Genomic DNA, 13,238 nt, shown 5'->3' with positions numbered 1-13,238 from the left:
GATATGGAAAATCTAAATGACAAAGAGCTAAGCCCGTTATCAAGCCTGGACGTTTGGGAAGATGATGTTTTAAAAAGATACCCTGATAACGGCCCTGCCAAAGCTAAAGATGAGTTTAGAAATTATGACGCCCCTGAAATAGATGGTGTGCGCGAATTTTATCGCTTTAACCATAAATACCAGACCTACGACAACGTACTGGCTAAAAAAGAAAATTTCCTGAAATTTGACAAAATGGAAATGCCGTGGTGGAAAGCCATGGAATACCTTAATACACTGGTAGACGACTCCGACCCGGATATATCATTAGATCAACTACAACACCTATTACAAACTGCTGAAGCGATCAGGGCTGATGGCTATCCTGATTGGTTTGTGCTAACCGGCTTTATACATGACTTGGGTAAAGTGTTATGCCTTTTTGGCGAGCCGCAATGGAACGTTGTTGGTGATACCTTCCCCGTAGGTTGTGCTTTTTCTGATAAGATAGTTTATCCTGAATTTTTTAAAGACAACCCTGATATTTATGACGAGCGCTTTAATACGAAATATGGCGTTTACTCGAACAAATGCGGGTTAGATAAGGTACAAATGTCATGGGGCCATGACGAGTATTTATATCAAATTACCAAAGATTATCTGCCTGAACTGGCTTTGTATATGATCCGTTATCACTCGTTTTATTCACAGCATCGTGAGCATGCTTACGATCATTTGCTTAATGCGCATGACCGTGAGATGTTTGAGTGGGTAGATAAATTTAACCCGTATGATCTATACTCAAAGAGCCCTAAGGTGCCTGTAGTGGCAGAACTAAAACCATATTACGAGGATTTGATAGCCAAATATTTGCCGCCGACAGTTAAATTATAAAATATATAGCCTCCGCTTACATCGGGGGCTTTTTTTGCGCTATACCCACATCGTTAACTTGTATATACAAGATTTAAGTTTTATGTTTGGTTATTATAAATCGAAGGCGCTGTATTAAACCGTACAAGGCCAATGCTACTATACTATATATGAGAATATTGAAAGCGCTTACTGTTGCCCTGTTGATTATTAATGGCTCAAGTCTGCTTGCCCAGATTAAACCGTCAAACTTGTCGTACGTTGACCCAACAATTGGTGGGGTAGGCCTGATTTTGGAGCCTGCACGCCCGGTAGTACACTTGCCTAACAGCATGATGAGGGTATATCCCTGGAAGAAAGATCAGCTGGATGATCAGATTAGCACTTTCCCGTTAAACGTTGTGTCGCATCGTGTGGCTTGGGTGTTTTCATTTTTAGCGGTAAGTGGGGACAATACACAGCAGCTGTGGGATAAAAAGTTTAATATTCTTAATGAACAGCTGCATCCATATAACTACTCGGCAACTAACGAGGACGACGGTACTACCGTTCAGTTTTCGCCCACGCCGCGGTGCGGATATTTCCAGGTGGTGTTTGGCGGCTCGCAAAGGCATTATATCAGATTAGGACTTTGGGGTGGTACAGGTAAGGTTGACGTTAACGGCAAACGGTCATTCAGCGGCGAAGAATCATTCTCCGGCATGAAAGCATATTTCTACGCTGAAACGGATGCAGATATCAGCAATACTACTTACAAAGACGCTTCACAGCATCACAGATTATTAGCTGAGTTTGGCAGCGCCAAAACAGTAAATTTTAAATACGGCGTATCGTACATCAGCATTGAACAAGCTAAACAAAACCTGCAGAAAGAAATATCTGGTTTTGACTTTGGCAAGGTTAAAAACGCGGCTTATGCCATTTGGGATAAAAAACTTTCACAAATCAATGTCGAAGGCGGCACGCTGGCGCAAAAACGGGTTTTCTATACTTCTCTTTATCGTAGTTTGGAGCGTATGGTTGATATTAACGAATACGGGCGGTACTACAGTGCTTTCGATCATAAAGTACACCAGTCGGCTGAGCCATTCTTCGTAGATAACTGGATGTGGGATCAGTATATAGCGCTCGAGCCGTTGCATACTATCCTTGACCCAAAACAGGAGCAGCAAAAACTGCGCTCATATGTAGACATGTATAAGCAGGGTGGCAACATGCCGTCGTTTGCGGTGACCTTTGGCGACTGGCCGGCAATGACCGGTAACTTTACGGCGGCCTGGATGAATGATGCCTGGCACAAAGGCCTGCGCGATTTTGATATCAGGACAGCTTACCAGGGATTAAAAAAGAACTCGCTCGAAGCCACATTGCTGCCATGGCGAAATGGCCCTGCTACAAAGCTGGATAAGTTTTATAACGAGCATGGTTATTTCCCGTCTATCCCGCTGACGGAAAAAGAGACAGAGAAAGAAGTAGACACTGCGTGGGAGAGACGACAAGCCGTTTCTGTAACGCTGGCCACTAGCTTTAGTGATTGGAGTATTGCTCAACTAGCCGAAATGACCGGTAACCCGCAAGACAAGACCCTGTTTATGAAACGCGCCGGTAACTACAAAAATGTCTTTAGACAAGATAGGGGAATATTGTGGCCGAAGAACGAGAAAGGTGAATGGATAGAACCCTATAACCCAAAATCATCGGGCCGTGAGTATTTTACCGAGAACAACGCCTATACTTATAACTGGGACGTGAAACACGATCTGACGGGTTTGTTTGAGCTAATGGGCGGGGTTAAAAAAGCCGAATCAAAGTTGGATGCGTTATTCCGCGAAGATTTGGGCACTTCAAAATTTCAGTTTTGGGCCACACAGCCTGATGCGTCTGGTTTGGTTGGGCAATTTGTAATGGGTAATGAGCCATCGTTCCATATACCTTACTTGTATAATTATATGGGTGCGCCATGGAAAACCCAAAAGCGGATCCGTATGTTGTTAGATACCTGGTACACCGATAATCTTTTCGGTCTGCCTGGGGACGAGGATGGAGGCGGGATGACGGCTTTTGTGGTATTCTCCATGATGGGCTATTTCCCGGTTACGCCCGGTGTACCTGTCTATAACATCGGCAGTCCGGTGTTTACCAAAGTGTCGCTTAACTTACCTAATGGTAAGGTGTTTACTATTAATGCTAAAAATAGCTCTTCAGAAAACAAGTACATCCAAAGCGCAACTTTAAATGGCAAGCCATTAGGTAAGGCATGGTTTAGCCATACTGATTTAGTAAATGGTGCTACACTGAACCTGGTTATGGGTTCAAAACCAAACAAAACCTGGGGAGCTGCATCACAGGATGCGCCGCCATCGTATATGGATTACACGTTGAACAACTAAATCTACGTCTTCCTCATGAAAATTTGCACCTGTATTGCTGTTCTTTTTGTGTCGATGGCTATGATGGCAAACGCGCAATCACCCAAAAAAGCAGATTATCGCGATATTTTTGCAGATACCTGGGTAGCTACGGATGCGCTTGGCCGCACAATGCCCAACAGCACGTTGGCCGGCCCTGTTAAAAAAGATCATAAAAGGGTAGTGGGTATATTTTACATAACCTGGCACAGCGATAATCTGGCTAAAATGAAAAGCCCTTATTCTGCCGATGTTACCAAAGTTTTGGCTGCCGACTCGAACGCTCGCAAGGATGCTAAAAATCCGGAGTGGAAAGAAGGCTCATACCATTGGGGCGAGCCAGAGATGGGCTACTTTTTAAGCCGCGATGAATATGTTATCCGCAAGGATATGTCAATGCTGGCCGATGCCGGTGTTGATGTGCTGATTATGGACGTAACTAATGCCGGAAGATATTGGGCCGAGTGGGAAACGACCTTTACAGTAATGCAAAAAATGAAGGCAGAAGGTAACAAAGTGCCGCAATTTTGCTTTTGGGCCTTTAACGGCCCGGTAATCACCGTAGTGCAGGATTTGTATGACAAAATCTACAAAACGGAAAAGTACAAAGACCTTTGGTATTACTGGGATGATAAACCTTTGTTGCTCTACAACGGTACACCGCAAGCAAAGGATGCTACCGGTAATATTCAAAAGAATCCCAACCCGCATTATGACGCCGACGCGTTGACTAATACCCACAACTCACATTACGGCAATAAAGATTATACAGACAAGCTTTATACTGATTACACGCAGGACATAAAAAATACTTTTACCCTGCGCACCATGTGGTGGGGCTATTACAAATGGAACGGCCAGCGCTTTGCCGGTACCGAGGATAACTGGAGCTTCGGGTACGATATGGGTAACAGAAATGTATTTAACCTTGCGCCTGACAAACTGGTATCAACCCACAAAGGCACTAAAGAAGAATTTGCTGTTACGCCGGGCCAGCATCCATCAAGCTTGATTGGCAAGTCGTGGTCACGGGCTAATGGCGAGCCGCAACTAGACAGCCGCGATATGCCGGTGGATACCTATGTGCCCTGGTTGAAAAAAACGGTTAAAAATCCAGAGGGTTATGGCATCTATTTTCAGGAGCGCTGGGATGAGGCTTTTAAAACTGATCCTTCATTTTTATACATTAACGATTGGAATGAGTGGACTGCCGGTAAATATCCGCCTGAAAATGCTGCTACGGTAGATTTTATGCGTCGTAACAACTCTTACTTTTTTGTTGATCAGTATAATGCCGAATTTAACCGCGCCATACAGCCAGTGAAGGGCGGCTATACCGATAACTACTATATGCAAATGGCACAAAACATTCGCAAGTATAAAGGTGTGCGTGCCATACCGCAACTTAAAGGCCTGGCTAAAATAAGTATTGATGGAAAATTTAACGATTGGGCCCCGCAAAAAACTGAGTACCGCGATACTAAGGGTGATGTCGCCCATCGTGATTTTGCAGGTTATGGCGGCTTGCATTATAAAGATACGTCCGGCCGGAACGATATTGTAACTTGTAAAGTAGCTATTGATCAATTGAACGTTAATTTTTATGCCGAAACAGATCAGGCGCTTACCTCATCAACCGGCAAAAACTGGATGATGCTGTTCATTGATGCCGATCAAAACAGTAACACAGGTTGGTATGGCTATGATTATACGATCAATAAAAAGGTTATCGACAGTAAGACTACCACACTAATGCACTATGATGCCAAGGCTCCCGGCGATCATTGGGTTCAAGTTGCCAGGGTAAGCTACCGCTATGAAGGTAATAGGGTAGAAGTGTCTTTGCCTAAATCATTACTAAAATTGAAGGGCAAAGCCATCAGTTTTGATTTTCATTGGAACGACAATGCCCAGAGCCTTACAGACCCAATATCATTAGCTACCGCGGGCGACAGTGCACCTAACAGGCGCTTTAACTACCGTTGCGTCTGGAAGTTGTAATGTAACACTTGTGTTATTCTTAGTCAAGTCGACAAACGCGGTATGTGCTTTGTATCATGGTAGTTGTATAAAATATTAAAAATCACAACTATCATGAAATTAAGACTTTTTTTAACAGCTTTAGCTACCGCAGGCCTCATGTCTGCCAGCGCGCAGCGTGTCACACCCGACCTGGATTCGTTACGGGGTGGGCAGTTATCCATTCAGCCCATTATGCACGCGTCATTAGTGCTTAACTATCAGGGCAAAAATATTTATATTGATCCAACCGGTGGCGCCGCTTTGTATGAAGGGTTGCTTCCGCCTGATCTTATCATGATCACAGACATCCACCCTGATCATATGGATCCAAAAACCATTGAAGCCATTAACACCAAAGAAGCAACCTTCGTTGTCCCGCAAGCGGTGGCAGATAAATTACCTTCAACTATTGACAAAAAAAAGATTGTTATTTTAAACAATGGCAAAAGAACCACAGAGGGCGGCGTATTGATAGAATCGATACCAATGTATAACCTGCCCGAGTCGCCAACGGCAATGCATACCAAGGGCAGGGGTAATGGCTATGTGTTAACTATGGCCGGAAAAAAGATTTATATATCTGGCGATACTGCTGACATCCCGGAAATGAAAGCGCTTAAGGATATTGATCTTGCCTTTATTTGTATGAACCTGCCATATACCATGGATGTTAAAACTGCCGCAGCTGCCGTATTGGCTTTTAAACCAAAAGAAGTTTATCCTTACCATTACCGTGGTCAAGACACAGAAGAATTTAAACGCCTTGTTAACGCCGGTGATAAAAATATTGATGTTAGGTTGCGTAACTGGTATCAGTTACCGGTTAAGTAATATTCATTTTCGCGATTAGATAACAGACGATTATGTTTAAATTTATTAAACGCCCCGCAGGGGGCATTTTATATATGTCGTATTTGTTATGATACTTATAATAATACATTGATATTTTTATCAATTACATAATATTCAATAAACGAATCCTTGTAATTGTCTAAATCTTAATAATAATGTCATGTCAGTATAACAAAGGTGTTACTAATACACTATGTGTGATGATAATTTTTATCTTCGTGTATTAAATACACTAAAGGAGTTTATTAAATTAATTCATACTGTCATGAGAAAAATACTTTTAACAATTTTAGCCACTGCAGGCGTGCTATCTGCACTGGCGCAGCGCGTAATGCCTGATCTTGAAATGGCCAGAAACGGTCAGCTTTCTATTCAGCCTATTAATCACGCTAGTTTAGTACTTAATTACGCCGGTAAAAATATTTATGTAGATCCTGCCGGTGATGCGTCAGCTTTTGAAGGCCTTTTAGCGCCGGATTTGATTGTAATAACTGACATTCATGGTGATCATTTAGATACTAAAACTATTGAAGCTATAAACACACAAAACGCTACGTTTGTGGTACCACAAGCGGTTGCCGACAAATTGCCGGCATCTATCAATAAAAAGAATATAGTTATTTTAGCTAATGGCAAACGTACTACCGAAGGTGGCGTAATGATTGATGCTATAGCAATGTATAACTTACCTGAGTCGGCTGATGCAATGCATACAAAAGGCCGAGGCAATGGTTATGTCTTAACTATCGGTGGTAAAAAGGTCTACATATCTGGCGATACTGCTGACACCCCTGAGATGAAGGCGCTTAAAAATATCGACATCGCTTTTGTTTGCATGAATTTGCCTTATACAATGGATGTAAAAACCGCTGCGTCGGCTGTATTAGCCTTTAAACCGGTAGCTGTATACCCATACCACTTTAAGGGACAGGATACTAACGAGTTTAAACGCCTTGTTAACGAAGGTAACCAGGAAATAGATGTTAGGTTACGTAACTGGTATCCCGACGCAATAACCAAAACAACTGCCGAAACTAAATAATAACAGTTAGCATAATTTACAGAGCCCCGTTTACACGGGGCTTTTTGTTTTTAACAGGTTTTGGTTAACTTAGGATATTATAAATTAACCATGAAAACATCTGCTTGCTTGTTTCTGTTTTTGTTGATTACCTATCCGCTGTCTGCACAGAAGAGAAACACTTACAAGGTGCTTAACTATTTAAATGTCATATTGGGCAAAAAAACGCTGTCGGGCACCCACAACCGAGAGCCTAATGCGCGGCCCGCCCGTTGGACCGATAAGGTAAATGAAACTACCGGACATTACCCGGCCCTGTGGAGTGGGGATTTTCTGTTTCAGCAGGATAATATCAATAACCGACAACTGATGATTGACGAAGCTGTGAGGCAGTGGCAAAAGGGGGCGGTGGTCAACATTATGTGGCATGCCTGCAACCCTGCGCAAACCGAGCCCTGCGGCTGGAAAGGTGGCGTACTAAGTAAACTTACTGATGCGCAATGGGCAGAGATTACTACTAATGGCAGCCCCTTAAACAAAGTATGGATGAGCCGCGTAGACGAAATATGCATTTATTTGCAGCAACTAAAAGATAAAAACATCGAGGTGTTATGGAGACCGATGCATGAAATGAACCAGGGCGACTTTTGGTGGGGCGGCAGGCCGGGCCCGCAAGGCACGGTTAAGCTGTACCAAATGCTGCATAATTATATGGTTAAACAAAAAAAGCTAACCAACCTGATATGGGTTTGGGATGTGCAGGATTTTAAGACGCTGGCTACCGATGTTACAGCCTATCAACCGGAAGCGGCTTACTGGGATGTAGCCGCGCTGGATATTTATGATAAAAGTGGTTATGCCGACGAAAAATATAACATTATGTTGAAAGCCGTCAAGGGTAAACCCATGGCCATAGGCGAATGTTCTAAACTGCCGGATGAGGAAGTTTTAATGAGGCAACCTAAATGGGCCTTCTTTATGAGTTGGTCTGAACTGGCCTTTCAGGATAATAGCGTAGAGCAGATAAAAGCTTTACATGCTGCGCCGAATGTACTTAACCTTGATAAAATGCCAGGCTGGACAAAGTAGTTGATAGATTTAAACATACCCAAGCTATTTAATGATACTTTGCAGTTATCGCAGCTCTTATATATCCTATTTTGAAGTACATACTCCAGATTTCAACCATGCAAAAAATAATACTAATATCTGTACTGTTTTTACTTTCATTGGGCACGAAGGCTCAAAAGTTTAATTGGCAAGATTCTGTTTACTCCGGCAAACAAGGCACCATGCACGTGCAGGGCGTTGCAGTTGACGAAAAGAGCCGATGCATTTATTTCTCTTTTACAGATAAGCTTATTAAAGTGGATATGGGCGGCAAATTGATTGGTAGCGTTACTGGTTTTGTTGGTCACCTTGGCGACTTGGATATCACACCCGCTGGTAAGATCTATGGCTCTTTAGAGTATAAAAACGACGCCATTGGCAAGGGATCAAAAAACAGTTAGGTATTGATGGCGCTAACCAGGATGGCTTTTATATAGCCATATTTGACGGCTTGCTTATCACGCGGCCTGACATGGATGCCGAGAAGGAAGATCTGGTGCGTGCCGTTTATCTGCCGGAAGTATTAAGAGATTACCAGGCTCAGGTTAAAGTAGGCAACAAAATGGAGCTTCACCGCTTAGCCTGCTCAGGGATAGACGGCCTTACATTCGCCCCGGCCATTGGCAGTTCAAAAAACAGTAAAAAATATCTTTACGTGGCTTATGGAATTTATGGCGATACCACCCGCACCGACAATGACAACCAGGTTATTCTAAAATACGATATCCAAAACTGGGAAAAATATGCACGACGCCTGTCGCAAGGCAAACTGCATCAGTCTGGCCCTGACAAGCCCATGGATAAATACTTTGTTAAAACCGGCAACACCAGTTACGGGATTCAAAACCTGGCTTATGATGCGGCTACGGGTAATCTTTTCGCGGCAGTGTATCATGGTTCAAAATCGCAGTATCCCAATTATGATCTGTTCGTGATCGATGGGCATAAGACACCTGTAAATACGGAAATTACATCAGACAATCAAAGATTAAAAGTAAAGGCCCTATCCCTGGTTACAAAGGGCTGGCATTTTCCGTGGGGAGCAACCGGCCTATGTCCTTTGGGCGATGGTTGGTTTTATATTTCGCATAATTCAAAAACTAAGGACGGACAACAACAAAGCAATATCCACAGATACAAATGGACCGGTGATGTAAAAACCCCCTTTTATTTGGCAAAATAATGGAGAAATCTTGCCAGTTTCTTACTTAAAACGGTAATTTTATCGCTTATTCTGTTCAAATTGATAGGCTGTGTATAAAATAAAAACTTTCTTAATTGCCGTTGTTTTGTCGGCATTGATTTTTATTCCGTCATTGCTATGGGCACAAAAAGTATCGTCGGGCGAATTGCAACGGCTCGTTATCCCCGGCGATTTCCCTGACCCATCGATCATTCGTGTTGGCGATACTTACTACGCTACTTGCTCTGCCTCAGAGTGGGGACCGATATTCGCCCTCGCAAAGTCAACCAACCTGATTAACTGGTCGATAGTTAAATACGCCATGGCTAGCCGCCCCAAATGGTCAACCTCAAACTACTGGGCGCCAGAGCTCTACCACGACGGTAAGAAGTTTTTCATCTACTATACCGGCCGTATCGAGGGTGGGCCGCTGTGTGTAAGCGTTGCCACTGCTGATAAAGCCGAGGGCCCCTGGACAGATCACGGCCCGGTAATGTGTCAAAGCGCGGGCTCTATTGATGCCTCGTGCGTTGAGGATGCGTACGGTCAAAAATACCTGGTATGGAAAGAGGACGGCAACAGTGTTGGAAAGCCGACGCCGATATGGGGGCAAAAGCTTTCTAAAAGCGGCATTACTCCGATAGGCGACAAGTTTGAACTTTTTCGTAACGACACCCCTTGGGAACGTAACCTGGTTGAAGGCCCTTACATTATGAAAAAAGGCGACTATTTTTACTGCTTTTATGCAGGTGCAGGTTGTTGCGGCGTAGGTTGTGATTATGCTATAGGTGTTGCCCGCTCAAAAAGCATCAATGGCAAATGGGAGAAGTTTTCTAAGAATCCTATACTGGCCGGTAATGATGTTTGGAAGTGCCCCGGTCACGGTACTGTTGTAAGTGACACTAAAGGCAATGATATATTTATGTACCACGCTTATAATGCCGAAAGTGGCGTTTATGTGGTCCGCCAAACACTCATAAGTCAACTAGAGTGGACAAGCGAAGGCTGGCCGATTATAAAACAAGGCGCGGATATATTGCACACTGAGGGCAAGACATCTTTAAACTTTAGCGACGATTTTACCAAGTTAGCAAGCAGCTGGCGCTGGCCGGTAGAGCACGAGCCTGCTTATAAATCTGCGAATGGCTTATTAGCTTTAACTGCTATGCCGGTAAGCAATAATAACAAAACAGGTGCGGTGTTGGCCCAAGCTACACTGTCATACAGCTATGAGGCTACGGCAGCTGTTAAAGTTACAGCCGGCGTTGCTACAGGTTTAAGCACGTTTGGTGATATTAATAACGCCATAGGGCTTTCTGTTTATAAAGGCAACCTTATGCTGTGGAAAGTGCAGCGTAATACGCGCACTGTCATAGCCCAAACCAAAGCACCTGCCGCCAGTTCGCTGCAATTTAAGGTTACTGTGCATCAGGGAAAAGCCCTGCAATATGCTTTTAGCGCTGACGGTAAAAAATGGACAAATATTGGCGCAACGCTGGACGGTTCTTTCTTGCCACCATGGGATAGGGGAGTGCGTGTGGCTTTGGTTGCCCAAGGTATAGGTGTTAGCTACTTTGATTGGTTTAAAATGAGGGAGTTAAAATAGTTTGAACACGGGTTAGTAGACAGCGATTCGGGTCACAGTGACGCTATTATCCAAGCATTAAAAGTATCAAACGCACCAATTTTCATCTTGATAAACGATAAACACCGACTCTTGACGCAAACTTTCCTTAAGGGCCTTGGCTAGCGCTTCTAAGCTTCTCTTAACTTCAGTGTCTTCGCGTTTCAGGTCTTCAGCTGAGGATAATTCGCCCGTGTAAATTATTGTAGGTGATACAGTGACCAATTCGTTGTCTGATGCTTTAGACGGGAAGAACAAGGTTCCCTCTTGCAGCAAACCGGTAATTATCGATTGATTGGTTTGCAGGCGTTCTGTCAGCCAGTTTCCAATGATTTTTGCAACCTCACAGCGCGTATGCAATCTACTGTCCGATTCGTAGCCTTCTTCCAGGCTGCAAGTAATTTTATAGCTTTTTCTTTTTAGCGCCATGATATATTACTGACAGCTATAGGGGACGCTTTGTTTAAGAAATTACAAATTGTTGGCGGAATATTAAAGCTACAATTACCAGTACATCCTGACATTGATCAAAACAAAAAAGTCCCTTCATTGCTGAAGGGACTTTGGAGCGAAAGACGAGATTCGAACTCGCGACCCCGACCTTGGCAAGGTCGTGCTCTACCAACTGAGCTACTTTCGCTGATTAAAAAAAAACGATTAGAACGCCAGTCCATAATCGTTTCTCATTGTACTCCCAAAAGTACGAATTTCGGAACATTTCACAAGCGATTTGCAACTATTAATCAATGTGATATTAAAAAACCACTGATAGACAGGGTGAAAAGATTTTTATCACATCGTTTTTAAACTGGTATTCGGGCTGTTAGGGACAGGCCATACAGTATTTTAGCCTTTAATATTAAAGGAAATACAAAGCACCATCATTGATGCGCTGCTTTGTGATTCGTAAATCAAGTTCGTTTTATAACCTTAGTGGATCGCAAATTAATATCAAGACTACTCAAACTTCATATTATTGACCAAAAGACTCTTTGCTTGTTCGGGGGTGTACTTTTTTAAGAATGCATTATGAGCCTTATCTCCGTTTTTCTGGATTTTGATTGTCGCCTCTGTTATTAATAAGTTTAGTAACTCTATAAGTGACTTAAGATCACTCACTCTTGGACTTGCTAATTTCCTTGCTATAATTATATCTTCCGTATCTCCATCCAACATATACCCAGTTTTGGATACCTTGATGAAAACCATAGCTTGCTCATGTACCGTATCATCACGATGCGCAATATACGAGTGTCGTAATTCCATTAAATATTCATGTAATAATTGATACTTCATATCATGCTGTTCAAGTTGGGATTTCTCAAGTTTTGAAAATCCTGCTTTATTTTCTGTGAAGCACTTTCCATAAGTAATTAAAATTGATTGCCAAAGTGCGAGTTCTGTTGTGGTATTAGAATCAGCTGATTCTTTTAAAGATATTAGCTGTTCAGTGATGTCTAAAATAAATGTTAAATCTTCCCTGATAAGCATGAAGGACTTCAGCTTCTTACTCAATTCAACTGGCATAACATATAACAAGTTTTCGGGATAGCTATTCCTCGCAGCAATATATATATCGGCTATAGCTTTTTCTTTTTCTGTCATTAGAAGTCAAATTATTTTACAAGTGTTTTACGTCACATAGAGAGATAAGCTGTGCGGTTTTGATTTGTCTGTAGCCGAGAACTTCACATTTAATTATTATAAATGTTGATCAGGTTAGTATCCATCCTTGTTAAACGGCATTGGGTTTTTCAATCTTTGTTCTGCAATAAAGTTCAACGCATTATTACCCGAATAATCTGTCATATGCAGTTCTTCGGGTGTTACCGCTTTCGATGGCCACATGTGCTTTTGTGCTGCCAACTCGTAAAGTTTCGTCTTTTCTATTTCCTCCGAAAAAGTATCACTCACATCATTATGCCAATTGATAAAAATGTGATTCAAGGCAGATGCAAATACGTCTGCCAGCTGAAGTTCAAGATATTTGTGGCTATCGCCGGCATTATAACTATTGATTAATAAAGGGTATTGATATTTACGTGAGCCGTATCCCACTTCGGCTTTAGGTGGATATACCGCTGATATTGACCACCCAATTCCGGCGGAATGTGACCAGTGATTCCGCGTCAAATTGACCACCCCATTCCGGGGCAAACTGACCAG

The 13,238-nt window shown here is 42.8% G+C and carries 12 protein-coding genes and 1 tRNA gene; 9 read left to right on the top strand and 4 right to left on the bottom strand.

From position 1 onward, the window contains the following. Window positions 1-3: 3 nt before the first annotated feature. The 9 genes from ACFSYC_RS16470 to ACFSYC_RS16430 all read left to right on the top strand — a co-directional run bounded on the left by ACFSYC_RS16470 (window position 4) and on the right by ACFSYC_RS16430 (window position 11,054). Window positions 4-873 (top strand): inositol oxygenase family protein, encoded by an 870-nt coding sequence (locus tag ACFSYC_RS16470; RefSeq protein WP_377129798.1) that lies wholly within the window; start codon window positions 4-6, stop codon window positions 871-873. 149 nt (window positions 874-1,022) lie between these two features. Further along, window positions 1,023-3,242 (top strand): GH92 family glycosyl hydrolase, encoded by a 2,220-nt coding sequence (locus ACFSYC_RS16465; protein ID WP_377129796.1) that lies wholly within the window; start codon window positions 1,023-1,025, stop codon window positions 3,240-3,242. A 15-nt stretch (window positions 3,243-3,257) separates the two neighbouring features. Beyond that, on the top strand, window positions 3,258-5,261 hold the full coding sequence (locus ACFSYC_RS16460) for a hypothetical protein (RefSeq protein ID WP_377129794.1): 2,004 nt from the start codon (window positions 3,258-3,260) through the stop codon (window positions 5,259-5,261). A gap of 93 nt (window positions 5,262-5,354) precedes the next feature. Further along, complete coding sequence (locus tag ACFSYC_RS16455) at window positions 5,355-6,113, top strand: MBL fold metallo-hydrolase (RefSeq protein WP_377129792.1); 759 nt, start codon at window positions 5,355-5,357, stop codon at window positions 6,111-6,113. 286 nt (window positions 6,114-6,399) lie between these two features. Then, the gene (locus tag ACFSYC_RS16450) at window positions 6,400-7,176 is read left to right on the top strand and encodes an MBL fold metallo-hydrolase (RefSeq protein WP_377129790.1); all 777 of its coding nucleotides are present in this window, start codon (window positions 6,400-6,402) and stop codon (window positions 7,174-7,176) included. Between the two features lie 90 nt (window positions 7,177-7,266). After that, window positions 7,267-8,244: a glycoside hydrolase family 26 protein gene (locus ACFSYC_RS16445; protein ID WP_377129789.1), complete on the top strand. Its 978-nt coding sequence runs from the start codon at window positions 7,267-7,269 to the stop codon at window positions 8,242-8,244. Between the two features lie 98 nt (window positions 8,245-8,342). Next, on the top strand, window positions 8,343-8,666 hold the full coding sequence (locus ACFSYC_RS16440) for a hypothetical protein (protein ID WP_377129787.1): 324 nt from the start codon (window positions 8,343-8,345) through the stop codon (window positions 8,664-8,666). A 71-nt stretch (window positions 8,667-8,737) separates the two neighbouring features. Beyond that, window positions 8,738-9,448, top strand: coding sequence for a hypothetical protein (locus ACFSYC_RS16435; RefSeq protein ID WP_377129785.1), 711 nt, complete (start codon window positions 8,738-8,740; stop codon window positions 9,446-9,448). 70 nt (window positions 9,449-9,518) lie between these two features. Further along, complete coding sequence (locus tag ACFSYC_RS16430; protein ID WP_377129784.1) at window positions 9,519-11,054, top strand: family 43 glycosylhydrolase; 1,536 nt, start codon at window positions 9,519-9,521, stop codon at window positions 11,052-11,054. 66 nt (window positions 11,055-11,120) lie between these two features. Here the strand turns inward: ACFSYC_RS16430 and ACFSYC_RS16425 are convergent, their stop codons facing one another. The 4 genes from ACFSYC_RS16425 to ACFSYC_RS16410 form a co-directional block, all read right to left on the bottom strand. Beyond that, window positions 11,121-11,501: a hypothetical protein gene (locus tag ACFSYC_RS16425; protein WP_377129782.1), complete on the bottom strand. Its 381-nt coding sequence runs from the start codon at window positions 11,499-11,501 to the stop codon at window positions 11,121-11,123. 135 nt (window positions 11,502-11,636) lie between these two features. Continuing rightward, a tRNA-Gly gene (locus ACFSYC_RS16420) sits at window positions 11,637-11,712 on the bottom strand. A gap of 317 nt (window positions 11,713-12,029) precedes the next feature. Further along, the gene (locus ACFSYC_RS16415) at window positions 12,030-12,677 is read right to left on the bottom strand and encodes a hypothetical protein (RefSeq protein ID WP_377129780.1); all 648 of its coding nucleotides are present in this window, start codon (window positions 12,675-12,677) and stop codon (window positions 12,030-12,032) included. Window positions 12,678-12,791: 114 nt separating this feature from the next. Continuing rightward, window positions 12,792-13,238: hypothetical protein (locus ACFSYC_RS16410; RefSeq protein ID WP_377129778.1), on the bottom strand; the 447-nt coding region annotated here is incomplete at its 5' end.

This window comes from Mucilaginibacter antarcticus, from assembly GCF_042686155.1.
Taxonomy (GTDB): Bacteria; Bacteroidota; Bacteroidia; order Sphingobacteriales; family Sphingobacteriaceae; genus Mucilaginibacter; species Mucilaginibacter antarcticus.
Note: the sequence above shows the minus strand (reverse complement) of the source record. Positions and strands in the feature narration are given on the sequence as shown.

Excerpts from the sequence above, each read along its gene's own strand:
- ACFSYC_RS16470 (WP_377129798.1), top strand. The coding sequence starts at position 4 with ATGGAAAATCTAAATGACAAAGAGCTAAGCCCGTTATCAAGCCTGGAC.
- ACFSYC_RS16445 (WP_377129789.1), top strand. The coding sequence starts at position 7,267 with ATGAAAACATCTGCTTGCTTGTTTCTGTTTTTGTTGATTACCTATCCG.
- ACFSYC_RS16440 (WP_377129787.1), top strand. The coding sequence starts at position 8,343 with ATGCAAAAAATAATACTAATATCTGTACTGTTTTTACTTTCATTGGGC.
- ACFSYC_RS16450 (WP_377129790.1), top strand. The coding sequence starts at position 6,400 with ATGAGAAAAATACTTTTAACAATTTTAGCCACTGCAGGCGTGCTATCT.
- ACFSYC_RS16425 (WP_377129782.1), bottom strand. The coding sequence starts at position 11,501 with ATGGCGCTAAAAAGAAAAAGCTATAAAATTACTTGCAGCCTGGAAGAA.
- ACFSYC_RS16435 (WP_377129785.1), top strand. The coding sequence starts at position 8,738 with ATGGATGCCGAGAAGGAAGATCTGGTGCGTGCCGTTTATCTGCCGGAA.
- ACFSYC_RS16415 (WP_377129780.1), bottom strand. The coding sequence starts at position 12,677 with ATGACAGAAAAAGAAAAAGCTATAGCCGATATATATATTGCTGCGAGG.
- ACFSYC_RS16465 (WP_377129796.1), top strand. The coding sequence starts at position 1,023 with ATGAGAATATTGAAAGCGCTTACTGTTGCCCTGTTGATTATTAATGGC.
- ACFSYC_RS16460 (WP_377129794.1), top strand. The coding sequence starts at position 3,258 with ATGAAAATTTGCACCTGTATTGCTGTTCTTTTTGTGTCGATGGCTATG.
- ACFSYC_RS16455 (WP_377129792.1), top strand. The coding sequence starts at position 5,355 with ATGAAATTAAGACTTTTTTTAACAGCTTTAGCTACCGCAGGCCTCATG.